Consider the following 24755-nt stretch of genomic DNA (forward strand, 5'->3'; position numbering starts at 1 on the left):
CGCCGCTGTTGAGCCACAGGCCTGGCTGGCGCCACCAGTTGAAGTAGTTGACGCCAAAAATTTCTAAATCAAATCCGTCGGTTAAAAGCGATTTTCGAGGATTTCGTATGAATCCCGGCCGACCCTCTACACCCGCCGGCAGCGCGGCGACGAGCAATTCCTAGCGCGTCAGCGCATGGATTTCCTGCTGATGCTGGAGCAGGGCATGCGCATCGTGATCGAGATCGATGGCCGCCAGCACTATGCCGAACCCGATCCCCTGATGCCGGATCGTTTTATCGCAAATGCGCAGCGCTATGCCGAGATGGTTGCGGAAGATCGTCGGCTGCGACTGGCGGGATATGAGGTCTACCGGTTCGGCGGGCACGAGTTTTTGGACGTCGACTTCGAGCAGCGCAAGATTGGGCCGCTCGCTCAACAATGCGTTGCAGAATTTTTCGACCGACTGCTGTCAATACATGGCGTGCTCAATAGAGAACCCCAGGCACCCTGATGTAGAGAATGCGTTGATGCCCCGAACAACCATGCAGCAGATATTGAAAGACCGCTAACGAGCGGTCCGGTAGCGCGCCCTTGGCGAGTAAAGTGCCCTGCCAATCTCTAGTGCGTCATCCGGGGCAGCGGGTACGGGGCACATAATTTTATAGGCGTCGACGCGGAAGTAGTATCTAGGATCGGCGCGATAGATAGTCATCGGATGGCCCAAAATCAGCTATCGCCTTTACCATCGTATGCGATGCTTTTCTTCCGTTTCTTTGTGCCGCCGGTCATCGTCCACATGAAGGTATTGGCTTGTCGTACTCAACGATTCGTGGCCCAGATTGTCTCGGACCAGGCGCAAGTCGATCTGCTGATCAGCCATATGCGAACCGGCAGTATGACGCAACCAGTGTGCCGATGCGCGCTCAAGTAAATTCGCTCGGACGACATACTCATCACCTCGCTGACGCAAGCGCTCCGCTGCTCCCTCGAAAATCTTCTTGACGATCGAATGCAGCGCCGCCCGGGTCAATGGATCCCGCGATTTTCCAATCGGCAGCAGCAAGGGGGTATCCTCATTAGGGCTAGGGAAGGGCGCCAAGCCTATCTCACGCCGATAACGGGCCAGTTCAACCATCAATTCACTGGTCGCCGGCACCAAGCGTTCCTTGTCGCCTTTGCCCAGAACCTCCAGCCACCAGCGCTCATCGCCCTCGCGGTCGCGCCGGCAAAAGAAACTGCCCATGGTGTTTTCAGCGACTTCCGAGATCCGAAGGCCGCCTAGATAGAGGAGGGTGAATAGCCACCGTACGCGAAAATAGTGGGCCCGTTGGCGATCGGTTTCTCGGGGCATGCTATCAATGAAGACTTTCAATTCCTGCCAAAGGTCTGGGTCGAGATAGCGTGTAATTCGGGGTTTGGCCCGACGTGCCCGGTGCCGCGATAAGGACAAGGGATTGCCGGCCAGGTAGCCAGCATCGACCAACCAGGAAAACATCACATTCAAGATGATCATGGCCTGGCGTTGACTGGCCGTCGAGAGCGGCCCATAGAACGGCCGCCAACGAGGATCATCCCGAGGATGCTTGCGACCACCGCCAGCTACCCATTTTTCACGCGGTTGGGGATCCAAGAGGAATTGCTGGTACACCAGGAAATCCTCATGGGTCAGGGAGGAGAGGGGTTTGCCCAATTGGAGCGTTGACCACAGCAATAAGCGCTCAGCTTCCTTCCGGTAGTTGTCGAACGTCGTCTTGGTTTCGATGAAACGCGCCAACCAGGCGTGAATGGCCTGCAGATCATTGGAGGCGGCAATCTGAGCGACCCAACCAACGGCACGATTACGTCCTTGGCTGCCGTCGAGGTCAGCTGGCAACAGAATCTGCTCAACAGGAATCGGCGCGAGCGCGGTATCAGTCATTTTCGGCCTGAAAACGTGGATTAAGGTCTCAGTATTTCCTCAACGCCATCACGTCGCAATAATTCGACATTATAGTCGTAATGTCAAATAAAATGCCGATTGTGCAATATATACAACGTTATACGTTGTATTATTAAAGATTGGCTGGGTATTGTTGCCTGACGACAGTCATAGGAGTCATCAAGATTAGCACCGAAGCCCAAATCCACGCCGACGTCGAAGCCCTCCGCGAGCGGACGCCTGAAACGCAGGATCTGTACCGCGAAGTGTGCACTGTCCTTTTCTTCCGGTATGGCATCACGCCAACCGCCAACAAACTGTATCAGTATGTCCGGAAGGGCAGCATGTCAGCCCCCGCGGAAGCTCTGGCGAATTTCTGGGAGGACTTGCGCGAGAAAAGCCGAGTTCGCATTGAGCACCCCGATCTGCCTGAGGCCGTGAAAGCAGCCGCCGGCGATCTTGTGGCCAGCCTGTGGACACAGGCCCAAGCGGCTGCCCAGGACGGACTGGCTGGTTTCCGCAACGAAGCGCAAGCCGCGGTCCTAGAAGCCCAAAATGGGAAAGCAGCGGCGGAATCCGACCGGGCTACAGCACTGGCAGAATTAGGGCTGGCTCACCACACGATTCAGGTGGCTACGGAGCGTGCCCTGCAATTGGAACGCGACCTGGCAGCAGAGCAAGCTGGTAAGGCATCTTTGGCGGAACAGTTGGCGGCAGCCGTACGTCAACAAATGGTCCTCGAGGCTGCGCTGGCCGAATCCCGGCGAGATTTTGCGGTGGAACTAGAAAAGCTGCGCCAAGCCCTGCAAAAATCAGAAGAACGTCACGAGGCTGGCGAGAAACGAGCGATGCTGGAGATTGACCGCGAACGAACAGCATCCGCTAAGCTCCAGACGGAATTAGCACAACTCCGTAAAAATCAGATGGAAGCCGCAGAACGGCATCGGAGCGAAGCGGGACTCCTTCAGAAGGAACTCGCAGAAGCCCGTCAAGTTGCAGGAATAGCCGAAGGCACGCTTCAGGAAATGCGGGCGATCTATCAGCGGCAGACCGAGCAGACGCAATCCTTGCAAGCAGCCATGGCAGAAGGCGAAGTCCAGAAGACCTTGATGGAACGAGACCTAAAGGCTTGTCAGGAGAAAGTCAGTTCCCTGGAGAAGGAGCGTCAGCAGTTGAACCCCACACCGGCAGGCGAGAGCGAAGTTGCTAAACCACGTAGAAAAAGCAGGAAACCTCTTGGTGGCTGAGTCTTGTAGGTGAAGCCTTCGTTTCATTAACCCAAGTAGTCAGCAGTGCATATGTACAACAGAGTTAGCAATGAGTCTAAGGGTGGACCGCTGAATACACTAAAGGCTGGCTTCGAATGACCAGACAGACAATGACCGCCACTAATTCTTTGGTGCAGGTGGCCAAGAGCAGTATTATTTTGAAATTCGCTGTTTTCACTAGGAAAGCATCTAGCAATTAGTGGGGCGGACTCCGGTTTCCTTCTCTCCAGGTCAATCTATGAATCGCATAATTTGTATTATGTAAAATAATATGTATGAAAGAAAAGAGGCCCGCAGGCCTCTTTCGGGATCAGCCCACCGCGGAGCTGAGGTTGCTGACGGTGATACGGGGACGGCAGTTGCCGATCACCTTCTGCAGACCGAGCCGGGTCTTGACGTTGATCAGCAGCGGTGCGCGCACGTTGGCGCCCAGTTGCTTGGCCGTCTCCTGTTTGAACAGCAGCAGCATCACGGCTACGTCTTCGGGTTGATCGACCTTGAGGGCGACGCGTTCGGCATCGGACAGTTCCAGTTCGTACTGGAAACCGATGGCGGTCGGATCGATGATCTGGAAAGCCACGGAAGGATTGTCCACCGACTGCAGGGTGAAGCTGACCGGCTCCCCTTCTGCTGCCTCATGCACCAGCTTGTAGCGCACGCTGGATTCGAAACCCGTCAGGCCGGCCGGGAAGGAAATGACGGTGTCGGGATCCACTTCGATGGTGCCGAACAGATGGGTTTGTACTTGCATGGGCTCGCTCCTCTTGGAATCGTTGTTGGTTGGCTGAATTGACGGTTGTTCCGACCGATTATGCCATTGGCGCCGGGGCCCGGGTGGCCGAATTGAAGAAGCGGCAAACCTCGGCGGCCGGTACCGGCGGGCTGAACAGATAACCCTGGACTTCGCCGCACTGGTGCAGGGCCAGGTAGTCCAGCTGGGACTGGTTTTCCACCCCTTCGGCAATGACGCCCAGTTCCAGCTTGGCGGCAATGGCGATGATGGCCTGGATGATGGCGGCGTCGCCCGAATCCTTGATCATGTCGCGCACGAAGGACTGGTCGATCTTGATCTTGTCCAGGGGGAAACGCTTCAGGTAGCTGAGGCTGGAATAGCCGGTGCCGAAATCGTCCAGGGACAGACGGATGCCCAGGGACTTCAGTTCGTGCAGCACCTCGACGGCCCGTTCGGTGTCGTCCATGAGCAGGCTTTCGGTGATTTCCAGCTCCAGCTGGGCGGCCGGCAGGCCCGTTTCGGCCAGCACCCGCTGCACCAAGGAGACCAGATTGCGCTGCCGGAACTGCACCGGGGAAAGATTCACTGCCACCGTGGTGGCCGGCTGCCCTGCCCTCTGCCAGGCCATCTGCTGCCGGCAGGCCTCGGCCAGGACCCATTCGCCGATGGGCAGGATCAGGTTGGTTTCCTCGGCGATGGGAATGAAGCGGGCCGGCGGCACCAGGCCCAGTTCGGGATGGCGCCAGCGCAAGAGGGCCTCGAAACCGATGGGATCGCCGCCGCCGACCCGGTATTGGGGCTGGTAGTAGAGCATCAGTTCCTGGCGCGGCAGGGCCTTGCGCAGGCTGTTTTCCAGGGACAGGCGTTCGAATACCCGGGCGTTCATTTCCGGCGTGAAGAACTGGTAGGTATTGCGACCGGCAGCCTTGGCCGAATACATGGCGGCATCGGCGTTCTTCAGCAGGGCGCCGAGATCGGTGCCGTCGTGGGGATACATGCTGATGCCGACGGAGGCTGACAGCACCAGTTCGTGCCCGTCCACATTGAAGGGCTGGGCCATGGTTTCCAGCAGGCGCTGGGCGATGCGCCCGATCATGGGGGCGCCGCTGCATTCGGTGAGGAGGATGGCGAATTCGTCGCCGCCGGAACGGCTCAGGGTGTCCGCCGCGTCCAGGGTGTGGCGCAGGCGCTCCGCCGCCAGTTGGAGCAGCTTGTCGCCGACCTCATGGCCGAGGGAATCGTTGATGTTCTTGAAATGGTCCAGATCCAGGAGCAGCAGGGCCATGGGCGCCTGGCTGCCGACCGAGCGGTTGATGGCATCGGCCATGCGGGAACTGAGCAGGCTGCGGTTGGGCAGGTCGGTCAGGGCGTCGTGCTCCGCCAGATGGCGGATGCGGGCTTCGGCTTCCTTGCGCTCCGTGATGTCCCGGGCGATGCCGGCCATGCCGACGACCTCGCCCTCCTCGTTGTGCACCGGCACCCGGATGTAGTCCAGGGTACGCGGCTGCCCTTCCCCATTGGTTACCAGGACTTCGAAGTGGCCCGGCTTGCCGCTGGCCAGCACGGCTTCGTCGTGATTCTGGAAGGTCCGCGCCAGGGCTTCGGGCCAGACCTGGAACACGGTCTTGCCGACGATTTCCTCAGCCGGCTTGCCGCACATGCGGGCGTAGGCCTCGTTGACGGCGTGGAAGCGGAAGGCGTTGTCCTTGATCCAGGCCAGGTCGGGAATGCTGTCCAGCAGGGCCCGGATGCGGGAGGAGCTTTCGTCGTAGGCATTGGTCATGGTGTGGGCCATGGACACCGCCCGCACGTAACTGCGCTGCCACACCAGGATCAGGCCCAGCAGGGCCAGGGCCAGCACCACGGCAGTGGCGCCGTAATAGGTGAGCTTGCGATACCACTCGGACAGCACCTCGTCCCGGGAGAGGCCGACGAAAACCACGAAGGGCAGGTTTTCCAGGCGCCGAAAGCCGAACACGCGGCGAATGCCGTCCTGATGCGAGAGGGCCTCGAAGGCCCCCTTCTCCCGGCTGCGGATGTTGTCGCTGATTTCCGTGTTGAGGATGCTCTTGCCCAGCCGGTTGGGCAGGGGCGGGGTGCGGGCGATGAGGCGCAGTTCGGCGTCGTACAGGGCCACCACGCCACCCTCCCCCACGTTCAGGGTCTGGAAGTGCTGCTGCAGGCTGTCCGCATTGACGGCGGCCTGGACCAGGCCGAGGAAGCGCCCGTCCTTGTCCCGCAGGCTGCGGCTGAGGGTGATGACCCAGTTCTGGGTGATGCGGGCGAAAATCGGCTCGGAAAAGACCAGGCCCGCCTTGGGATCGTTCTTGTTGCGCTGGAAATAGGCCCGGTCGCCGATGCTCTGGCTGGATATCTTGCCGCTGGCGTCGTAGCGGAAGGTGCCGGTGGCGTCGGCCACCCGCAGGCTCTGGGACTCGGGAATGCGGGAGAGCAGCCGGGCCAGTTCCGCATTGACGGCCTGGGGCGAAACGGGGCCCTTGGCCAGGCGCTGCTGCATGGAATACTGGACTTCCAGCAGCACCAGGTCGATCTTCTCCACAGCGCCCCGGGTGCGGCCTTCCAGGCTGTCCGCTAGGTTTTCCACATTGCGCCGGGCAAAGGCCATTTCCGTGTCGTAGGAATGGTTCAGTTCCAGACCCAGCAAGGCGCAAAAGCCCGCCAAGGCCAGCAAGGCGATGACGACATAGACGAACTGTCGCGAGGAAATGCCGTTTTGCTTGGTCAAAAAGGGTGTCTCGGCGTTGGGTTCCGGGGCATGGCAGCCGCCAAGTCCCGCCAGACAAGGAAGAATTGGGGCTGTCGCTGAAAAACCGCGCCAGCATTCATTCTCAGCCCGACAGAACGGGAAAGGTGTCATCTTACCTCAGTTGCGCCGGCACTTATATGCCATATCCCCGAGCGGGCCCCGCTGCCTTGTCTTATGCGGCGGCTTTGGTGCATAGTTCGCCCTCTTTTTCCCCTTTCCCCCGAGTCTCATGCTGCCTCCCATCGAACATCGCATCGCCGAGGAACTGGGCGCCCGCCCGCAACAGGTCATGGCCGCCGTGGCCCTGCTGGACGAAGGCGCCACCGTGCCCTTCATCGCCCGCTACCGGAAGGAAGTCACCGGCGGCCTGGACGACACCCAGCTGCGCAACCTGGAAGAGCGCCTGACCTATCTGCGGGAACTGGAAGACCGCCGCGCCGCCGTCCTCGCCAGCATCGACGAACAGGGCAAGCTGACCCCCGAGCTGAAGGCCGCCGTGGACATGGCGGACACCAAGCAGCGCCTGGAAGACCTCTACCTGCCCTACAAGCAGAAGCGCCGCACCAAGGCCCAGATAGCCCGGGAAGCCGGCCTGCAGCCGCTGGCCGATGCCCTGCTGGCCGATCCGACCCTGGTGCCGGAAAGCGAGGCGGAAAAATACTTCAACGCCGAAGCCGGTTTTGCCGACACCAAGGCCGTGCTGGACGGCGCCCGCCAGATCCTCATGGAGCAGTTCGCCGAGGACGCGGAGCTGCTGGGCAGCCTGCGCACCTACCTGGACGAACATGGCATCCTCAAGTCCACCCTGATCGCTGGCCAGGAAGAAGCCGGCGCCAAGTTCCGCGACTATTTCGAATACTCGGAAGCCATCAGCGACATTCCCTCCCACCGGGCCCTGGCCCTCTTCCGCGGCCGCAACGAGGGCGCCATTTCCCTGGCCCTGGTGCTCGATTCCGAACTGGACGAGGAGAACAAGCCCCTCGGCCCCAATCCCTGCGAACTGCGCATCGCCAAGCGCTTCGGCATCAAGGACCAGGGCCGTCCCGCCGACAAGTGGCTGGCCGACACGGTGCGCTGGGCCTGGCGGGTGAAGATGGCCCTGCACCTGGAAACCGAACTGATGACCGTGTTGCGGGAAAAGGCCGAGGAAGAAGCCATCCGCGTCTTCGGCCGCAACCTGAAGGACCTCCTGCTGGCGGCCCCGGCCGGCCAGAAAGCCACCATGGGCCTGGATCCGGGCCTGCGTACCGGGGTCAAGGTGGCCGTGGTGGACCAGACCGGCAAGCTGCTGGACACCGCCACCATCTATCCCCACGAGCCCCGGCGCGACTGGGAAGGCTCCCTGCACACCCTGGCCGTGCTGGCCCAGAAACACAATGTGAACCTGATCGCCATCGGCAACGGCACCGCTTCCCGGGAAACGGACAAGCTGGCCGCCGACCTGATCCGCATCGCCTCGCCCCACATGGCCCTGGCCAAGGTGGTGGTGTCCGAAGCCGGCGCCTCGGTCTATTCCGCCTCCGAATTCGCGGCCCGGGAATTCCCGGAACTGGACGTTTCCCTGCGCGGCGCCGTCTCCATCGCCCGCCGCCTGCAGGACCCCCTGGCCGAACTGGTAAAAATCGAGCCCAAGTCCATCGGTGTCGGCCAGTACCAGCATGACGTCTCCCAGACCAAGCTGGCCCGGGCCCTGGACGGGGTGGTGGAAGACTGCGTGAACGCCGTCGGCGTCGATGTGAACACCGCCTCCATTCCGCTGCTGGCCCGCATTTCCGGCCTCAACCAGACCCTGGCGGCCAACATCGTCGCCTACCGGGACCAGCACGGCCCCTTCCCCAACCGACTGGCCCTGAAGAACGTGCCCCGCCTGGGCGACAAGACCTTCGAGCAGGCCGCCGGCTTCCTGCGGGTGCCCAGCAGCGACAACCCCCTGGATGCCTCCGCCGTGCACCCGGAAGCCTATCCGGTGGTGGAGCGCATCCTGGCCGACATCAAGAAGGGCATCAAGGAAGTGATCGGCGACGCCCGCCTGGTGAAGAGCCTGCAGCCCGTCAAATACACCGACGAGAAGTTCGGCCTGCCGACGGTGCAGGACATCCTCAAGGAACTGGAAAAGCCGGGCCGGGATCCCCGCCCCGAGTTCAAGACCGCCGTCTTCAAGGACGGTGTCGAGGAAATGCGCGACCTGCAGCCCGGCATGATCCTGGAAGGCGTGGTCACCAACGTGGCCGCCTTCGGCGCCTTCGTGGACATCGGCGTGCACCAGGACGGCCTGGTGCACGTTTCCGCCCTGTCCACCAAGTTCGTCAAGGACCCCCACGAGGTGGTCAAGGCCGGCGACATCGTCAAGGTCAAGGTGCTGGAAGTGGACATGGCCCGCAAGCGCATCGCCCTCACCATGCGGCTGGACGATGCCTTCGGCAAGAGCACCGGCGGCGGCAAGCCGGCCGGCGCCCCCATGACCGCCAAGGCCCGCCAGCGGGAAGATGCCCAGCCCGCCGGCCAGAACGCCATGGCCGCCGCCTTCGCCAAGCTGAAGCGGTAAAATGGCGTTTTGAATTAGGAAGTTGCCATGCTCAAGGTATACGGCATCAAGAACTGCGACACCATGAAGAAGGCCTTCGTCTGGCTGGAAGCCAACGGTGTCGCCTACGAATTCATCGACTACAAGAAGGCCGGCGTGGCGGCAGGCAAGCTGCCCGAGTGGTGCCGCAAGGCCGGCTGGCAGGTCCTGCTCAACACCCGGGGCCTGATGTGGAAGAAACTCAGCGAGGCGCAGCGGGCCGACGTGGATGAGACCAAGGCCATCGCCCTCATGGGTGAGTATCCGAGCCTGATCAAGCGCCCCCTCATCGAACACGGCGACCAGGTCAGCGTGGGTTTCGATGCGGAACGCTTCGCCCAAACCTTCAAGTCATAAGGCCTCCCCGTCCCATGCAAGATTCCGTACAACGCCTGCTTTTCGAAGACCTGGACATCCGCGGCGCCATCGTCCGCCTCGGTCCCTCCTGGCAGGCCATGCAGGCCAGCCGCGGCTATCCGGAGGCGGTGGCCCGCCTGCTGGGCGAGATGACCGCCGTCACCACCATCATTGCGGCCCAGCTGAAGCAGCCGGGCCGGCTGACCTTCCAGCTGCGGGGCGACGGCCCCCTTTCTCTGCTGGTGATCGACTGCAACGAAAACCTGGAATTCCGTGGCATGGCCCGGGCCGACGGCCTGGCAGCCGGCGACCTGCCCCTGGAGCGCCTGTGGGGCCATGGCCAGCTGATGCTGACCCTGGACCTGCCCCAGGCCAAGGACCCGTACCAGAGCTTCGTGCCCCTGGAAGGCAATACCATCGCCGAGGTCTTCGAGCATTACCTGCAGCAGTCCGAACAGCAGCCCTCCCGCCTCTATCTGGCGGCTTCCGAGCAGGGCGTCACCGGCCTCTTCCTGCAAACCCTGCCGGGCGCCCACGACAAGGACGCAGACGGCTGGAACCGCCTGCAGCAGCTGGCCGCCACCCTGCGCCCGGAAGAACTGCTGGGCCTGGAAACGGAAGTGCTGCTGTCCCGGGTCTTTGCCGAGGAAACCCTGCGCCTCTATCCGCCCCGGAGCGTGACCTACTCCTGCCCCGAGGACTGGGAAAAGGTGCGCAGCATGCTGCGGGCCGTCGGACGGGAAGAGGCCGAATCCATCCTGCAGGAGCACGGCGAAATCCTCATCCGGGACGACATCTGCAACCGGGAATACCGCTTCGATGCAGCCGCCGTGGCCGAGTTGTTCTCCGCCAATCCGCCGACGCTGCACTGAGTCTTTGGTGGGGGACGCAATGTCCCCCGTCTTGCCCCGTGCCCCAGTCATATGATCTTGGGCATAGGCCGGGCGGATTTAGCACCTTTGGCCGATTCCAGTGGCTGGTGCGGTGCAGCATAATGGGATTCACCCAAGCCCGGGAGGACTCCCATGCAACCCCATCCCCTCTCTGCCGTTGTCGGCAACATCGACCGTCAATACCTGGCCAACATCCATCACCTGCGGCACAAGATTGCCCGGGTGCAGCACGACCAACGGGAAATAAGCCTTTGCCTGGAGCGCATCCGCAGCAGGGTGCGGTTGCTTATCGTGGAAATGCAGCGGGTGCGGCCAGCGGCCGGTTACCGTAGCTGAATCAGAGTATTTTTCCCGGATTCATCAGGCCCCGGGGATCCAGACTGGACTTGATGCAGCGCATCAAATCCAGCCCCACCGGGTCCTTGTAACGCACCAACTCCTCCCGCTTCAACTGGCCGATGCCGTGCTCCGCCGAGATGGAACCGCCCAGGCGGGCCACCAGGTCGTGCACGATGCGGTTGGCCTGGGGCGTGGCGGCGATGAAGGCGTCGTTGTCCTGGCGTTGCGCCTTGGACAGGTTGTAATGCAGGTTGCCGTCCCCGGCATGGCCGAAGGCCACCACCCGCACGCCGGGAAAGGCGGCGGCCAGCGCCGTTCCGGCCAGGTCGAGAAATTCCGGGATGCGGGAGACGGGTACCGAGATGTCGTGCTTGATGCTGAGGCCCTCGATTTTCTGGGCCTCGGAGATATTTTCCCGCAGGGCCCACAACTGCCGCGCCTGGGTTTCGCTCTGGGCCAGCACTCCGTCCTGGACCCGTCCATCCGCCATTTCCCCGCCGATGAAATCTTCCAGGTCGGCCTGCAGGTCCGCCCATGCGCCGCCGTCGGCAAGCTCCAGCAAGACCTGCCAGGGGGCCGGAGCCGCCAGGGGCTGGCGACTGCCGGGAATATGCTGCAGCACCAGATCGAGGGACTGCCGTGAAATCAGCTCGAAGGCCGTCAAACGGGCATCGAAGCGGGCCTGGGCCCGCCCCAGCAGGGCAATGGCGGCGGCCCCGTCGGCCACCGCCAGCCAGGCCGTGACCACCGCCCGGGGACGGGGAAAAAGCTTGAGCACGGCGGCGGTGATGATGCCCAGGGTGCCTTCGGCGCCGATGAATAGGTCCTTCAGGTCGTAACCCGTGTTGTCCTTGCGCAGGGCGGTGAGACCGTTCCACAGGCGCCCGTCGGGCAGCACCACTTCCAGCCCCAGGGTCAGTTCCCGGGTGTTGCCGTAGCGCAGCACCTGGACCCCGCCCGCATTGGTGGAGAGATTGCCGCCGATCTGGCACGAGCCTTCCGAGGCCAGGGCCAGGGGAAAGAGGCGCCCTGCCGCGGCGGCCGCTTCCTGCACCTGGGCCAGGAGGCAGCCGGCTTCCACCGTGATGGCATTGTTGGCGGCATCGATCTGGCGGATGCGGTTGAGGCGGGAGAGATTGACCAGCACCGAGCGCCCGCCCTGGTCCGGCGTGGCGGCCCCGCACAGGCTGGTATTGCCGCCCTGGGGCACCATGGGCACGCCGGCGGCGGCGCAGGCCCGCACCACGGTGGTAACCTCGTCCGTCGAACCGGGCCTGACCAGGGCCAGGGCACGGCCCCGGTAGCGGCCGCGCCAGTCGGTCAGATAGGGCGCCAACTCGGCCTCTCCGGTCAGCACGTGGGCCGGGCCGACGATGGCGGCCAGTTGCTGCTGCAGGTCGTTCATGCCGGCATTTCCAGGACGCTGCGCAACATGGGCAGCATCAGTTCGGTGGCCACCCGGCCTTCGGCGATGGCCTCGTCGGCGCGGTGAAAATCCAGCAGGCCCAGATCGGCCACCCGGGGGGAAATCAGGGTGTCGGCGGGTTCGCCGGCAAGCCGGCTGCGGGCGATACGCACCTGCATGATGTTGATGCTGCTGGCCATGACGTCGAGCATGGACGGGCTGTTGCCGCCCTCCTCCACCCCCAGCCAGCGCTTCAGGGTGCCGCGCCAGCCGTCCACGGAAGGCGGCGTCTCGCCCCGGTTGCGCAGGCGCCGGCCCAGCATGTCGGAGCCCAGGTCCACGGCGATGACGATATCGGCTCCCATGGCCCGGCACAGGGACACCGGCACCGGATTGACCAGTCCCCCATCCACCAGAAAGCCGCCATCCCGGGGTATCGGGGCGAACAGGCCAGGCAGCGCGATGGAGGCCCGCACCGCATGGGCCACGCTGCCTTCCTTGAGCCAGATTTCCCGGCCGCTGCCCAGGTCGGTGGCGACGCAGGCGAAAGGCAGGGGCAGATCGTGGAAATCCCGGTCGGTGAAGTGCCGGGTGAAGAAATCGAGGAGCTTTTCGCCCTTGATCAGGCCGCCGTTGAGGCCCACGTCGAAGAAGCCCAGGACTTCCTTCCAGGACAGGCTGCGCACCCAGTGCTCCAGCTTGTCCAGGTCGCCGCAGGCGGTGGCGGCACCGACGAAGGCGCCGATGGAGGAACCGCAGATGATGTCGGGCTCGATGCCGGCATCCCGCAGGGCGCGGATGACGCCGATGTGGGCCCAGCCCCGGGCGGAGCCGCTGCCGAGGGCGAGCCCGATCCTAGGTTTCACACCCGCTCGGCGTAAAGGTCGTGGGCGTCGCTGTCCACCACCCGGACCTTGACGAAGTCGCCCGGCTCCACGTCGAAGACGCCGTCCAGATAGACGACGCCGTCGATTTCCGGCGCATCGGCGCTGGAGCGGGCGATGGCGCCCTCTTCGTCCACTGCGTCCACCAGGACCGTGATTTCCTTGTCGATCTTGGCGGCCAGGAGATCGGCGGAAATGTCTTCCTGCAGCTCCATGACGTAGCGGCGACGTTCCTCCCGCACCTCGTCCGGCAGGGCGCCGGGCAGGTCGTTGGCAGTGGCACCGTCCACCGGGGAATAGGCGAAGCAGCCGACCCGGTCCAGACGGGCCTCTTCCAGGAACTGCAGCAGCTCCTCGAATTCGGCCTCGGTCTCGCCGGGGAAGCCGGCGATGAAGGTGGAACGGATGGTGATGTCCGGGCAGATGGCGCGCCAGGCACGGATCCGCTCCAGGTTGTTCTCGGCGCTGGCCGGGCGCTTCATGGCCTTGAGGATGCGCGGGCTGGCGTGCTGGAAAGGTACATCCAGGTAGGGCAGGATCTTGCCCTCGGCCATCAGGGGGATCAGGTCATCCACGCTGGGATAGGGATAGACGTAGTGCAGGCGCACCCAGATGCCGAACTCGGCCAGGGCCTCGCACAGTTCCTTGAGTCGGGTCTTGACCGGGCGGCCGCCGACGAAGCCGGTGCGGTATTTCAGATCCACGCCGTAGGCGCTGGTGTCCTGGGAAATGACCAGCAGTTCCTTGACGCCGGCCTCGGCCAGGGCCTTGGCTTCCTGCAGCACGTCGCCGATGGGGCGGGACACCAGGGGGCCGCGCAGGCTGGGAATGATGCAGAAGGTGCAACTGTGGTTGCAGCCTTCGGAAATCTTCAGGTAGGCGAAATGCTGGGGCGTCAGGCGGATGCCGGCCTCCGGCACCAGGTCCATGAAGGGGTCGTGGGGCTTGGGCAGGTGGCTGTGCACATGGCCCATCACCTCCTCCGCCGCGTGGGGGCCGGTGACGGCCAGCACGGACGGGTGGGTGCTCTGGACGATGTCGCCCTTGGCGCCCAGACAGCCGGTGACGATGACCTTGCCGTTTTCGGTGAGGGCCTCGCCGATGGCGTCCAGGGATTCCTCCACCGCGGCGTCGATGAAGCCGCAGGTATTGACGATGACCAGGTCGGCGCCGTCGTAGGAGGAGGAGATTTCATAGCCTTCTGCCCGCAGCTGGGTCAGGATGCGCTCCGCATCGGAAGAGGCTTTGGGGCAACCCAGACTGACGAAGCCGACAGTCGGGGTTTGCAGGGGGCTACGGGTGGGAGTATTGCCGGATGACACTTAAGCTTGCTTTCCTTGATCGATTCACTCGCCCTTCCGGTCGTCCGGCTGGGCGCCGGGGAACTGGAAGCCGGTGAACATGTTGCGGGTCTGGCTCTGCAGTTGGTCCTGCATCTGCTGGAACATCTTCTTGCTCTGGTCCACATAGGCGGACATCATGCTTTGCATGGCCGGCCCCTGGAAATTCAGGAACTGGGCCCACAGGTCCGTCTGGGCCTGAACCTGGTTGGCTTCGCCGTAGAGGGAGCGGGACTGCTCCTGCAGCTTGGCCTGCACGTCGGCGAAGGCCTTGATGTTGGTTTCCAGGTACTTGCCCAGCATGCCCTGCATGGCATTGCCGTAGTAACGGATGATCTGGGCCAGCAGTTCGGAGGAGAACAGGGGCATGCCGCCGGATTCCTCTTCCAGGATGATCTGCAGCAGGATGCTGCGGGTCAGGTCCTCGCCGCTCTTGGCATCCACCACCTTGAAGTCTTCGAAGCGCAGCACCAGTTCCTTCACATCCGCCAGGGTGATGTAGGCACTGGTTTTGGTGTCGTAGAGTCGGCGGTTGGGATACTTCTTGATGAGGCGGGCTGGTTCCGTCATGGGGCGGGCTCCGGTGCGTTGAGTGCCAAAAAGAGGTCTGGCCGATATTTTTATATTCAACCCGGGCGGCCCGGATCGGCTATCTGGCGGATTATACAGAAAAAACAAGCCCCGCCGGGGCGGGGCTCCAGGTGCAGCCTTGCGGCCAGACGATTACTGGTAGTACAGGCCGCCGTTGATGTTGAGGGTGGCACCGGTGACGAAGCCGGCCAGTTCGGAGGTCAGGTACACCACGGCGGCGCCGATTTCCTCGGGCTTGGCCAGGCGCTTCATGGGCACGGAGTCGATGATGCCCTTGAGGATGTCCTCGCGGATGGCGGTCACCATCTTGGTGGCCACGTAGCCCGGGGCGATGGCGTTCACGGTGACGCCCTTGGCGGCGAATTCCTGGGCCAGGGCCTTGGTGAAGCCGATGACGCCGGCCTTGGCGGCGGAATAGTTGGTCTGGCCAGCCTGACCCTTGACGCCGTTCACGGAGGAAATGTTCACGATGCGGCCCCAGCCCCGCTCGCCCATCTTGGCGGCGACGTGGTGGGTGACGTTGAACAGGCTGTTCAGGTTGGTGTTGATGACCGCATCCCACTGCCCCTTGTCCATCTTGACGAAGAACTTGTCGCGGGTGATGCCGGCGTTGTTCACCAGGATGTCGATGGGGCCGACCTTGGCTTCGGCTTCGGCGATCATGGCCTTGGCGGACTCATAATCGGAAACGTCGCCCGGCACCAGGACGAAGTCCTTGAAACCGGCTGCTTCCTGCTCGGCCAGCCACTCTTCCTTTTTGTCGAATTCGGGGTGGTAGGCGGCAACGACCTTGTAGCCTTCCTTGGCCAGGGCCTGGCTGATGGCGGTACCCAGGCCGCCCAGGGCGCCGGTGACGAGTGCAACTTTGCTCATAGCTCATCCTTCCTTGTAGTCATGGGGTAAAAGTTGTCAGGACGGGAGCCCCCTCCCCCGCCCCGCTGCATTTCCTGCGGTTGTATCAGATGTAGGTGTCAGGCCGCCTCAGACGGCCTTTTCCTTGACGTAACGGCCGGGGGCCGGTTCCAGCGGCTTGTAGCGGGCATTGCCCAGCTTGCTGCGGGCCGCCACCTCGCCGCCGGCGAACTGCTGCAGCCAGGCGCTCCAGTCGGACCACCAGCTGCCCTTGTGTTCGGTGGCGGCGGCCAGCCAGGAATCCGCATCCAGCTTCTGGTCGCTGCCGCTCCAGAAACTGCGCTTGTTCTTGGCGGCCGGATTGACGACGCCGGCGATATGGCCGGAGGCGCCGAGAACGAAGCGGGACGGGCCGCCCAGCAGGCGGGTGGATTGGTAGGCGGTCTGCCAGGGCACGATGTGGTCTTCCCGGGCTGCCAGGATGTAGCTGGGCATGGCCACCCGGCCCAGATCCACGCGCACGCCGCACATTTCCAGCTTGCCCGGGATGCGCAGGCTGTTGTTCTGGTACAGGTTGCGCATGTACCAGCAGGCGAAGGGACCCGGCAGATTGGTGCTATCGCAGTTCCAATACAGCAGGTCGAAGGCGTCCGGCTTCTTGCCCTTCAGGTAGTTGTTGGCGACGTAGTTCCACACCAGGTCGTTGGCGCGCAGGGCGGAGAAGGTGGAGGACAGCTCCTTGGCCGACAGCAGGCCGCCCTGGCCGATCTGGCTTTCCTTCAGGGCGAGGAAGTTGTCGTCGATGAGCAGGCCGATCTCGCCCGTGTCGGAAAAATCCAGCAGGGTGGTGAGCAGGGTCAGGCTGGCCACCGGGTCCTCGCCGCGGGCGGCCAGCACCGCCAGGGCGCTGGAGAGGATGGTGCCGCCGACGCAGAAGCCCAGGGCGTTGATCTGGTCCACCTTGCAGACGCTGCGCACGACCTCGATGGCGGTGATGGCAGCCTTCTCCAGGTAGTCCTCCCAGGTGTATTTCTCCAGGTCGGCCTTGGGGTTGCGCCAGGAAACGAGGAACACCGTGTTGCCCTGCTCCACCGCATAGCGGACCAGGGAATTCTCCGGCTGCAGGTCGAGGATGTAGAACTTGTTGATGCAGGGCGGCACGATCAGCAGGGGCCGCTTGGCCACCTTGGGCGTCAGGGGCTCGTACTGGATCAGCTGCATCAGCTCGTTTTCAAAGATCACCTGGCCGGCGCTGGTGGCAATGTTCTTGCCGACTTCGAAGACGCTTTCGTCGGTCATGGAGATACGGCCCTTCTCCATGTCGGCGATCAGGTTCTGGATGCCGGCGGTGATGCTCTGGCCCTTGCTTTCCACGGCCTGCTTGATGAATTCCGGATTGGTGGCGGCGAAATTGGCGGGAGAGAGGGCGTCGATGTACTGGCGGGCCATGAAGCGCAGGCGGTTCTTGGCCTTGTCGTCCTCCTCCGGCACCGCTTCGACCACCTGGCGCAGGAAGCTGGAATTGAGCAGGTAGGCCTGGCGGATGTAATCGAACATCGGCGTTTCCGACCACTCGGGGGCATTGAAGCGGCGGTCGCCCGGCTCCGGCTGGACGGCGAAGCCGGGTTCCTGGCCCTGGCGTTTGGCCAGCATGGCGGCCCACAGGGCGGCATGCTGCTTCAGGTATTCCTGGTGCAGGGCCTGCATTTCCTCGGGGCTGGGCAGCTTGAGGGGCGGCAGGGTGCCGGCGGGCGGCGGCGTCATGCCGGGTTGTTTCGCCAGGAAGGCGAAGAAATTCTGGGCCAGGGTCTGTCCGGCAGAAACGAAATTTTGCATCGCAGGAAGGAGGTTTTCCGGCTGGCTGACCATCTTGTATGAAACTCCTGAGGGGCGCGGAATGGCTCGGCGCGCGGAGGACGGGGAAGGAGCGTTTGATTCTGCTTGGCTGCCTGATCCCTGTCAATGACCAGGGGATAGCGAGGATCGCGGGAGGGCTTCCGGGAGAAGTTAAGCCCCCGCGCTGACAGGCGACTTACAGACAGATGAAGGATTGGTTGCAGCGGGCCGGGAAGCGATGGCCGGGCCCGCTATAATGGCGCCCATGTACATCATCGCCATTGGCTGGCTCTACGTCATTTTCATGATGGCCCTCACCGAGGCCAGCATCGTGGCGGGAGTCGCAACCTTCTTTTTCTACGGGCTGCTGCCCACCGCCCTCATCCTCTATCTGGGCGGCTCCAAGGTCAGGCGGCAGCGCCGGGCCTGGCAGGAGTTGCAGGAGGCAAAGCGCCAGGAGGCCCTGGCCGGGCAGCCGTCCGCCTCAGGCGTGGCCGGCGATCAGCTCCCGGGCCAGCCAGATGGAAAGGATGCCCAGGCCGATCAGTGACACCTGCTGCAGGGTGGCCTTGAGTTCGGGCCGCTTGTGCAGGCCGGGAATGAGGTCGGCCACGGCCACATAGAGCATGCTGGCAGCAGCCAGGCCGAGCAGGGACGGCACCCACTCCTGCAGGGACGACAGGGCGAAGTAGGCCAGCAGGGCCCCCACCAGGGTGGCCAGGCTGGACAGCAGGTTGAAGGCCAGGGCCTTGGCCCGGGAATAGCCGGAATGCAGCAGCACCAGGAAATCACCCAGCTCCTGGGGAATTTCGTGGGCGATGATGGCCAGGGCGGTGACGATGCCCAGCTGGGTGTCTTCCAGGAAGGCGGCGGCGATGAGGATGCCGTCCACGAAATTGTGGAAGGTGTCGCCGATCAGGATCAGCAGGCCGGAACGGCCGTGGTCGTGGGCCGGCGGATGGGCGTCGTGGGCTTCGCAGTGATGGTCGTGGCAGTGGCGCCACAGCACCAGTTTTTCCAGGACGAAGAAAATCAGGATGCCGCCCAGGATGGTGGCCGCCATGGTGTGGGGATCGCCATGTTCCAGGGCATGGGGCAGGATTTCCAGGAACACCGCCCCCAGCAGGGCGCCGATGGCGTAGGAAATCAGGTGGGAGACGCTGCCTGCCCCCAGGGTGAAGGTCACCAGACCGGCGGCAATGACGCTGAGGGCGCCGCCGAGGAAGCTGGCGGTGATGATCCAGCCAAGGGTACTCATGGTTTTCCAGGCAAGGGAAGAAGGTGGGGAAAATTCGGGGAGGGGCGGATTATACGCCCTCCCCTCCGCCGAATCTTATTGATACCCCAGATATCGGGGAATGCCGGTGGCCAGTTCGGGAACAAAGGTCACCAGCAGCAGGGCCGAGAGCATGGCGCCCACCATCCACAGCACCCAGGGCACCGTATCCTCGATGCGGATGCCGGCAATGCGGCTGGTGACCATCAGGTTGATGGCCATGGGCGGCGTGAACTGGCCGATGGCCACGTTCATGGTGAGGATGACGCCGAACCACACCGGGTCCCAGCCAAAGTGCAGGATCACCGGCAGCAGGAAGGGCATGAAAATGAAGAGGATGGAAACGGCGTCGAGGAACATGCCGGCGATCAGCAACAACAGGGTCACCGCCAGCAGGATGGCCGTCTCGTTGCCGGAAAGCCCCACCAGCCAGCCGCCCAGGGCCTCGAAGGTGCCCAGGGTGCTGCCGGCCCAGGCGAAGACGCTGGCCAGGGCGATGATGAGCATGACCACGGCGGAAACCTCCGCCGACTCCACCAGCACTTCGTAGATGTTCTTCCAGTTGAGGGTGCGGTAGATCACCAGGCCGACGAACAGGCCGTAGAACACCGCCACCACCGCCGCTTCCGTCGGCGTGAAGGCGCCGGAACGCATGCCGCCGAGAATGATCACCGGGGCCAGCAGGCCCCAGCTGGCCTCCTTCAGGGCCGACCAGAAGGACTGGCGCGCCTCTCCGTCCTGCAGGCCGGCGACGCCGAAGCCGTGGCGCACCGACAGCCACCAGGCCGGCAGCATCAGGGCCAGGCCGGCCAGGAGGCCCGGGATCAGGCCGGCGGCGAAGAGGGCCGGCACCGAGGCCTGGGGCACCAGGACGCTGTAGAGGATGAAGACGATGGAAGGCGGGATGAGAATGGCCGTGGAGCCGGCCGCAGCAATGACGCTGGCGGAAAAGGCGGCCGGGTAGCCGGCCCGGGCCATGCTGGGAATCATCACCGTGGCCACCGCCGCCGCATCCGCCGGGCCGGAGCCGGAAATGCCGCCCAGCACCATGCACACCAGAATGGCGGCCAGGGCCAGGCCGCCGCGCCGCTGGCCCACCAGGGCCACGGCAAAACGCACCAGGCGCAGGGCCACGCCGGAGCGCTCGAAAATCATCCCGGCCAGCACGAAGACCGGAATGGCCAGCAGCGGATATTTGGCGATGCCGGTATAGACGCTGGTGGGCAGGGACATCAGGCCCAGGTCGCCGAAGAACACCACCGCCAGGCCCGCCAGGCCCATGGCCGTGCCCAGGGGCACGCCCAGGAGCATCAGGGCGAAGAAGGAAAGAAAGAGCAGCCAGCTCATGCCCGCCCTCCCCGCCGGCGCCACAGCAATAGGAACAGGCGCAGCACGATCAGGGCCGACAGCAGGGGCAGCCAGGCGCTGTACCACCACTGGGGCAGGCCCAGGCCGGGAGAGGTGACCTCGAATTCGAAATCGTCGTAGGCCATGCCGTAACCCAGCCAGGCCAGGAGGCCGAACATGGCCACATTGGCCAGCCACTCCAGGGCCGAACAAAGCCGGCGTCCGTTGGCGGAAAGTCTGTCCACCAGCAGGGTGATGCGGATGTGGCGGCCGTCGGCGAAGGCGCCGGCCGAACCGAGCAGGGTCAGAACCAGCAGCAGGAAAACGGAAAACTCCTCGGTGAAGGCGAAGGAGGCGTTGGTCAGGTAGCGCACCAGCACATTGGCGAAGGTGATCAGGCACAGCAGGGCCATGCAGCCCGCCGCCAGGGCCCGTTCGATGCGGGCAGTGGGGCGGGAGGGGGGATTCTGTTGGTCATCCATCTTGTTGTTCTCGTCAAAAACAAGATCGCCGGCCCGGGCCGGCGATCTTGCAGGCACAGGGGAAAAGGACCTACTTGCCGGCAGCGATGGCGGCCTCGGCCTTTTTCACCAGATCCTTGCCCACGGTTTCGGCCCACTTGTCGTACACCGGACGGGTCAGGTCCTTGAAGGCCTTGCGCTGCTCGGCCGTCAGCCGGGTGATGGTGACGCCGTTCTTCTCGATGTCCTTGAGCAGGGCATCGTCGCCGGGGCTGACGCCCTTGCGCGCCGCCACCAGGTTCTCCGCCGCCGCCTGTTCCGCCGCCTCGCGCACCGCCTTGCGGTCCGCTTCGCTCCAGTTGTTCCAGACGTTGCGGTTCACCACGAAAATCAGGGGATCCGTCATGTAGCCCCACAGGGTCAGGTGTTGCTGGCCCAGGGTGTGCAGCTTGGCCGCATTGAACACGGAGAGGGGATTTTCCTGGCCGTCCACGGCCTTGGTGGCCAGGGCCGGCTGGGCATCGGCCCAGCTCATCTGGGTGGGATTGGCGCCGAGGGCGGAGAAGGCATCGATGAAAATGGGGGAACCGACGACGCGGATCTTCATGCCCTTCAGGTCCGCCGGGGTACGGATGGGGTGCCGGGAATTGGAAAGCTCGCGGAAGCCATTCTCGCCGTAGGCCAGGGGCACCACGCCCTGCTTTTCCAGCACGGCGAAGAGGTCCTTGCCCACCGGCCCCTTGATCAGGGCATCCAGGCTCTTTTCATCGGGCGTGAGGAACGGCAGGGAGAACAGGTTGAGCTGCTTCACCTGGGGCGACCAGTTGATGGAGGAGCCGATGGCCAGGTCGATGACCCCCTGGCGGATGGCGGAAAACTCCCGGGTCTGGTCGCCGCCCACCAGGCTGGTGCCCGGGTAGAGCTTGATGTTGATGCGGCCTTCGGTCTTCTGCTTGACCAGTTCGGCCCAGCGTTCGCCGGCCTTGCCCCAGGGAAAGGCGGGACCGAGGACGGTGGACAGGCGGTATTCGGACTTGTAATCGGCGGCGTGGGCGACGCTGTGCCCCAGGGGCAGCAGGGCCAGGGCCAGGGATGCGGCGGCGACGAGTTTTTTCATTGTTCCTCCGGTAGTTTTTATGATGATGCAGCGGAGGCAGTGTAGGGAGCGTTGTTCGCCACGGTCAAGGTGCAACGCACCAAGGCCCCCGGCTCAGGGCTCCAGCCAGATGAGGGAGGCCATGCGGCCGCAGACCCGGTCGCGACGGTAGGAAAAGTAGCTGGCGGCGTCGCCGACCGTGCACAGGCCGCCGCCGTGGATCTCACGGACGCCGGCTGCCTGCAGGCGCAGGCGGGCCAGAGCGTAGATGTCGGCCAGATACTTGCCGGTGGAGGCGCCGGGGACGAAGGCCTGGGACGCCCGTGGATCGGCCTTCTCGAAGGCATCCCTCACCTCAGGCCCGACTTCAAAGGCTTGGGGGCCGATGGCCGGCCCGAGCCAGGCCAGGAGCCGCTCCGGGGCCACCCCCATGGCAGCCACCGTGTTTTCCAGGACACCGGCCGCCAGGCCGCGCCAGCCGGCATGGGCAGCGCCCACCACGGTACCGTCCCGGTCGCAGAGCAATACCGGCAGGCAGTCGGCAGTCATGATGGCGCAGACGCTGCCGGGGCGCCGGGCCACCACCCCGTCGGCCTCCCGCCCGGTGGTGGCGCTATCGGCGTCGGCCACCCGGTTGCCGTGCACCTGCTGCAGCCACAGGGGCTCGCCCGGCAGGCCGGCCCGCAGCAGGGCCCGGTTGGCCGCCACATGGGCCGGCGCATCGCCCACGTGATCCCCCAGATTGAGGCTGGCATAGGGAGCCGGACTGACGCCGCCGCTGCGGGTGGTCTGCAGGCTGCGCACCCGGGGCGGGGCTGGCCAGTCGGGAGCGAAGCCGGGCAGGCTATTCGTCGGCTTCGTCATCGAAGTCTTCGTCTTCCAGGAGTTCGGCGCCCTCTGCTTCCAGCACCTCGACCTCCTCCTCGTCCTCCCAGTCGTCGCCCCACTCCTCCGCCCAGGCTTCTTCCTGGCGCTGGCGGCGCAGGGTCTTGATCTCGTCCCATTCGCTGCGCAGCGTCTTGAGCAGGGCTGCCATGTCGTCGGGCACCGGGGCGTCCCACTGCATGGGTTCCCGGGTCAGGGGGTGGATCAGGCCGAGGCGGTAGGCATGGAGCGCCTGGCGGGGGAAACGGACCCCGGCGGTCTTGCCCTTGTTGTAAACCGCATCGCCCACCAGGGGGAAACCCAGGGCCGCCATGTGCACCCGGATCTGGTGGGTGCGGCCCGTCTCCAGGCGGCACTGCACCAGGGTGCAACGCTCGAAATGCTCCAGCACCGTGTAATGGGTGCGGGCCTCCCGGCCATTGTGCTGGACCACGGCCATCTTGGTGCGCTGGGTGGGATGGCGGCCGATGGGCGCATCCACCGTGCCGTTGCGGTTGAGATAGCCGACCAGCAGGGCCCGGTATTCCCGCTTCACGGTGCGGGCCTGGAGCTGGCGCACCAGGTCGGTCTGGGCCTCCAGGGTCTTGGCCACCACCATGAGGCCGGAGGTGTCCTTGTCCAGGCGGTGCACGATGCCGGCCCGGGGCACCTGGGCCAGCTGGGGCGTGTGGTGCAGCAAGGCGTTGAGCAGGGTGCCGCTCCAGTTGCCGCTGCCCGGATGCACCACCAGGCCGGCCGGCTTGTTGATGATGAGGATGGCTTCATCCTCGTACACCACAGGAAAAGGAATGTCTTCCGGCGTCTCGGCCGCCAGCTTCTCGTCCTGGACTTCCTCCAGGTTGAGGAACTCGCCGCCCAGCAGCTTGTGCTTGGGCTCCTGCACCGGCTGCCCGTTGAGGGAGACCCGGCCTTCCCGGATCCAGGTTTGCAGGCGATTGCGCGAATACTGGGGCAGCAGTTCGGCCAGCACCTGGTCCAGGCGGCGGCCGCCGGCATCGAGGGGCACGAATATGGGCGACCCGGCGCCGCAAGCGGGGGATGGAGACGGAGATGACATGGGCTTTGCGCTATAATCGGCCGCACTCATTTCGGCGGGCGCCTCACTTCGGCGCGCCTTGGCTTTCGTTTTTGGACTGTTCATCATGCGTAGTTTACCGGCTTTAGCTCTGATTTTCGCCGCTTTGCTCTCCCTTTCCGGTTGCGGCCTGCTGCCGGAACAAAAGGACGAGACCGCCGGCTGGTCCGCCAACAAGCTCTACACCCAGGCCAAGGAGGCCATGAGCGAGGGGTCGTGGGACAAGGCCGTGAAGTATTTCGAGAAGCTGGAATCCCGCTATCCCTACGGCCGCTACGCCCAGCAGGCCCAGATCGAAGTGGCCTACGCCTACTTCAAGTCCGGCGAAACGGCCTCCGCCATCGCCGCCTGCGACCGCTTCGTCAAGCTGCATCCGGACCACCCCAATGTGGATTACATCTACTACCTGAAAGGCCTGGTCACCTTCAACGAGGACCTGGGCATGATGGGCCACGTCAGCATGCAGGACCAGACGGAGCGCGACCCCAAGGGCATGCGCGAGTCCTTCGACGCCTTCAAGACCCTCTCCAGCCGCTTCCCCGACAGCAAATACACCCCCGATGCGGTGCAGCGCATGAAGTACCTGGTCAGCGCCATGGCCGCCAACGAGGTGCATGTGGCCCGCTACTACATGAAGCGCAAGGCCTATGTGGCCGCTGCCAACCGGGCCCAGAGCGCCATCAAGAACTACCCGGACGCCCCGGCCATCGAGGAGGCCCTCTTCATCATGGTCAAGGCCTACGACGAAATGGGCATGATCGACCTGCGCGACGATGCGGAGCGGGTGATGCGCAAGAACTACCCCAACAGCGTCTATTACACCCGGGGCCTGAACCGGGTCGAACCCTGGTGGAAGCTCTGGTAAGCCATGGCTGAAAACGAAAAGG

Annotated in this window: 23 protein-coding genes; 8 read left to right on the forward strand and 15 right to left on the reverse strand. The window is 64.0% G+C overall.

Going from position 1 to position 24755, the window contains the following annotated elements:
* Positions 1–175: 175 nt before the first annotated feature.
* Complete coding sequence (locus tag OEL49_RS16765; RefSeq protein ID WP_043798269.1) at positions 176–493, forward strand: hypothetical protein; 318 nt, start codon at positions 176–178, stop codon at positions 491–493.
* A 228-nt stretch (positions 494–721) separates the two neighbouring features.
* Here OEL49_RS16765 and OEL49_RS16770 read toward each other — a convergent pair whose 3' ends face one another.
* Positions 722–1900 carry a tyrosine-type recombinase/integrase gene (locus OEL49_RS16770; protein WP_014237655.1) on the reverse strand — a complete coding sequence of 393 codons (1179 nt, stop codon included), beginning with the start codon at positions 1898–1900 and terminating at the stop codon, positions 722–724.
* Between the two features lie 266 nt (positions 1901–2166).
* On the opposite strand from OEL49_RS16770, the gene OEL49_RS16775 reads away from it, so the two are divergent.
* Positions 2167–3147 (forward strand): DNA-binding protein, encoded by a 981-nt coding sequence (locus tag OEL49_RS16775; protein WP_157870638.1) that lies wholly within the window; start codon positions 2167–2169, stop codon positions 3145–3147.
* A gap of 331 nt (positions 3148–3478) precedes the next feature.
* Here OEL49_RS16775 and fliW read toward each other — a convergent pair whose 3' ends face one another.
* Both fliW and OEL49_RS16785 read right to left on the reverse strand, forming a co-directional pair.
* Entirely contained in the window at positions 3479–3919 is a 441-nt protein-coding gene (fliW, locus tag OEL49_RS16780; protein WP_014237582.1) for a flagellar assembly protein FliW, read from the reverse strand.
* Positions 3920–3977: 58 nt separating this feature from the next.
* Entirely contained in the window at positions 3978–6647 is a 2670-nt protein-coding gene (locus OEL49_RS16785) for a bifunctional diguanylate cyclase/phosphodiesterase (protein ID WP_014237581.1), read from the reverse strand.
* A 250-nt stretch (positions 6648–6897) separates the two neighbouring features.
* Between OEL49_RS16785 and OEL49_RS16790 the strand changes: the two genes are divergently transcribed.
* From OEL49_RS16790 to OEL49_RS16805, 4 genes are all read left to right on the forward strand, one after another.
* Positions 6898–9213, forward strand: a complete 2316-nt coding sequence (locus OEL49_RS16790; protein ID WP_014237580.1) for a Tex family protein — start codon at positions 6898–6900, stop codon at positions 9211–9213.
* A gap of 27 nt (positions 9214–9240) precedes the next feature.
* Complete coding sequence (locus OEL49_RS16795; protein ID WP_014237579.1) at positions 9241–9588, forward strand: arsenate reductase; 348 nt, start codon at positions 9241–9243, stop codon at positions 9586–9588.
* A 14-nt stretch (positions 9589–9602) separates the two neighbouring features.
* Positions 9603–10460 carry an Hsp33 family molecular chaperone HslO gene (locus tag OEL49_RS16800; RefSeq protein ID WP_014237578.1) on the forward strand — a complete coding sequence of 286 codons (858 nt, stop codon included), beginning with the start codon at positions 9603–9605 and terminating at the stop codon, positions 10458–10460.
* A 153-nt stretch (positions 10461–10613) separates the two neighbouring features.
* Positions 10614–10817, forward strand: a complete 204-nt coding sequence (locus tag OEL49_RS16805) for a hypothetical protein (RefSeq protein WP_287875838.1) — start codon at positions 10614–10616, stop codon at positions 10815–10817.
* A gap of 1 nt (position 10818) precedes the next feature.
* Here OEL49_RS16805 and OEL49_RS16810 read toward each other — a convergent pair whose 3' ends face one another.
* From OEL49_RS16810 to phaC, 6 genes are all read right to left on the reverse strand, one after another.
* Entirely contained in the window at positions 10819–12225 is a 1407-nt protein-coding gene (locus OEL49_RS16810) for an FAD-binding oxidoreductase (RefSeq protein WP_287875840.1), read from the reverse strand.
* Positions 12222–13091 (reverse strand): patatin-like phospholipase RssA, encoded by an 870-nt coding sequence (gene rssA, locus OEL49_RS16815; protein ID WP_130458513.1) that lies wholly within the window; start codon positions 13089–13091, stop codon positions 12222–12224. Before rssA ends, OEL49_RS16810 begins: the two co-directional genes overlap by 4 nt.
* Positions 13088–14431 carry a 30S ribosomal protein S12 methylthiotransferase RimO gene (rimO, locus tag OEL49_RS16820; RefSeq protein WP_014237574.1) on the reverse strand — a complete coding sequence of 448 codons (1344 nt, stop codon included), beginning with the start codon at positions 14429–14431 and terminating at the stop codon, positions 13088–13090. The genes rssA and rimO overlap by 4 nt, the downstream gene beginning before the upstream one ends.
* 24 nt (positions 14432–14455) lie before the next feature.
* A complete protein-coding gene (gene phaR / locus OEL49_RS16825; protein ID WP_014237573.1) occupies positions 14456–15019 on the reverse strand; it encodes a polyhydroxyalkanoate synthesis repressor PhaR in 564 nt (187 codons plus the stop codon).
* A 153-nt stretch (positions 15020–15172) separates the two neighbouring features.
* Entirely contained in the window at positions 15173–15913 is a 741-nt protein-coding gene (locus tag OEL49_RS16830) for a beta-ketoacyl-ACP reductase (protein ID WP_287875844.1), read from the reverse strand.
* Between the two features lie 108 nt (positions 15914–16021).
* Positions 16022–17761 carry a class I poly(R)-hydroxyalkanoic acid synthase gene (gene phaC / locus OEL49_RS16835; protein WP_414635392.1) on the reverse strand — a complete coding sequence of 580 codons (1740 nt, stop codon included), beginning with the start codon at positions 17759–17761 and terminating at the stop codon, positions 16022–16024.
* A gap of 223 nt (positions 17762–17984) precedes the next feature.
* Between phaC and OEL49_RS16840 the strand changes: the two genes are divergently transcribed.
* A complete protein-coding gene (locus OEL49_RS16840) occupies positions 17985–18278 on the forward strand; it encodes a hypothetical protein (RefSeq protein WP_202946033.1) in 294 nt (97 codons plus the stop codon).
* Here OEL49_RS16840 and OEL49_RS16845 read toward each other — a convergent pair.
* The 6 genes from OEL49_RS16845 to rluD all read right to left on the reverse strand — a co-directional run bounded on the left by OEL49_RS16845 (position 18213) and on the right by rluD (position 23799).
* Entirely contained in the window at positions 18213–18986 is a 774-nt protein-coding gene (locus OEL49_RS16845; RefSeq protein ID WP_014237569.1) for a ZIP family metal transporter, read from the reverse strand. The two genes, OEL49_RS16840 and OEL49_RS16845, sit on opposite strands and share 66 nt — an antisense overlap.
* 75 nt (positions 18987–19061) lie before the next feature.
* Positions 19062–20351: a TRAP transporter large permease gene (locus OEL49_RS16850; protein ID WP_014237568.1), complete on the reverse strand. Its 1290-nt coding sequence runs from the start codon at positions 20349–20351 to the stop codon at positions 19062–19064.
* Positions 20348–20833, reverse strand: a complete 486-nt coding sequence (locus OEL49_RS16855; RefSeq protein ID WP_014237567.1) for a TRAP transporter small permease — start codon at positions 20831–20833, stop codon at positions 20348–20350. The genes OEL49_RS16850 and OEL49_RS16855 overlap by 4 nt, the downstream gene beginning before the upstream one ends.
* A 70-nt stretch (positions 20834–20903) precedes the next feature.
* Complete coding sequence (locus OEL49_RS16860) at positions 20904–21929, reverse strand: DctP family TRAP transporter solute-binding subunit (protein ID WP_014237566.1); 1026 nt, start codon at positions 21927–21929, stop codon at positions 20904–20906.
* 93 nt (positions 21930–22022) lie between these two features.
* Positions 22023–22772, reverse strand: coding sequence for a peptidoglycan editing factor PgeF (gene pgeF / locus OEL49_RS16865; RefSeq protein WP_014237565.1), 750 nt, complete (start codon positions 22770–22772; stop codon positions 22023–22025).
* A complete protein-coding gene (gene rluD / locus OEL49_RS16870; protein ID WP_412784070.1) occupies positions 22753–23799 on the reverse strand; it encodes a 23S rRNA pseudouridine(1911/1915/1917) synthase RluD in 1047 nt (348 codons plus the stop codon). Before rluD ends, pgeF begins: the two co-directional genes overlap by 20 nt.
* Positions 23800–23935: 136 nt before the next feature.
* On the opposite strand from rluD, the gene OEL49_RS16875 reads away from it, so the two are divergent.
* Positions 23936–24733, forward strand: coding sequence for an outer membrane protein assembly factor BamD (locus OEL49_RS16875; protein WP_014237563.1), 798 nt, complete (start codon positions 23936–23938; stop codon positions 24731–24733).
* The last annotated feature ends 22 nt before the right edge of the window (positions 24734–24755 follow it).

Source organism: Azospira sp. (assembly GCF_030247495.1).
GTDB classification, from domain to species: Bacteria; Pseudomonadota; Gammaproteobacteria; order Burkholderiales; family Rhodocyclaceae; genus Azospira; species Azospira oryzae.

What these genes read in the sequence shown, in the direction of transcription:
- OEL49_RS16765 (WP_043798269.1), top strand. Translation starts at nt 176, where the DNA reads ATGGATTTCCTGCTGATGCTGGAGCAGGGCATGCGCATCGTGATCGAG.
- OEL49_RS16770 (WP_014237655.1), bottom strand. Translation starts at nt 1,900, where the DNA reads ATGACTGATACCGCGCTCGCGCCGATTCCTGTTGAGCAGATTCTGTTG.
- fliW (WP_014237582.1), bottom strand. Translation starts at nt 3,919, where the DNA reads ATGCAAGTACAAACCCATCTGTTCGGCACCATCGAAGTGGATCCCGAC.
- OEL49_RS16790 (WP_014237580.1), top strand. Translation starts at nt 6,898, where the DNA reads ATGCTGCCTCCCATCGAACATCGCATCGCCGAGGAACTGGGCGCCCGC.
- OEL49_RS16795 (WP_014237579.1), top strand. Translation starts at nt 9,241, where the DNA reads ATGCTCAAGGTATACGGCATCAAGAACTGCGACACCATGAAGAAGGCC.
- OEL49_RS16800 (WP_014237578.1), top strand. Translation starts at nt 9,603, where the DNA reads ATGCAAGATTCCGTACAACGCCTGCTTTTCGAAGACCTGGACATCCGC.
- OEL49_RS16805 (WP_287875838.1), top strand. Translation starts at nt 10,614, where the DNA reads ATGCAACCCCATCCCCTCTCTGCCGTTGTCGGCAACATCGACCGTCAA.
- OEL49_RS16810 (WP_287875840.1), bottom strand. Translation starts at nt 12,225, where the DNA reads ATGAACGACCTGCAGCAGCAACTGGCCGCCATCGTCGGCCCGGCCCAC.
- phaR (WP_014237573.1), bottom strand. Translation starts at nt 15,019, where the DNA reads ATGACGGAACCAGCCCGCCTCATCAAGAAGTATCCCAACCGCCGACTC.
- OEL49_RS16830 (WP_287875844.1), bottom strand. Translation starts at nt 15,913, where the DNA reads ATGAGCAAAGTTGCACTCGTCACCGGCGCCCTGGGCGGCCTGGGTACC.
- phaC (WP_414635392.1), bottom strand. Translation starts at nt 17,761, where the DNA reads ATGGTCAGCCAGCCGGAAAACCTCCTTCCTGCGATGCAAAATTTCGTT.
- OEL49_RS16840 (WP_202946033.1), top strand. Translation starts at nt 17,985, where the DNA reads ATGGCGCCCATGTACATCATCGCCATTGGCTGGCTCTACGTCATTTTC.
- OEL49_RS16845 (WP_014237569.1), bottom strand. Translation starts at nt 18,986, where the DNA reads ATGAGTACCCTTGGCTGGATCATCACCGCCAGCTTCCTCGGCGGCGCC.
- OEL49_RS16850 (WP_014237568.1), bottom strand. Translation starts at nt 20,351, where the DNA reads ATGAGCTGGCTGCTCTTTCTTTCCTTCTTCGCCCTGATGCTCCTGGGC.
- OEL49_RS16855 (WP_014237567.1), bottom strand. Translation starts at nt 20,833, where the DNA reads ATGGATGACCAACAGAATCCCCCCTCCCGCCCCACTGCCCGCATCGAA.
- OEL49_RS16860 (WP_014237566.1), bottom strand. Translation starts at nt 21,929, where the DNA reads ATGAAAAAACTCGTCGCCGCCGCATCCCTGGCCCTGGCCCTGCTGCCC.
- pgeF (WP_014237565.1), bottom strand. Translation starts at nt 22,772, where the DNA reads ATGACGAAGCCGACGAATAGCCTGCCCGGCTTCGCTCCCGACTGGCCA.
- OEL49_RS16875 (WP_014237563.1), top strand. Translation starts at nt 23,936, where the DNA reads ATGCGTAGTTTACCGGCTTTAGCTCTGATTTTCGCCGCTTTGCTCTCC.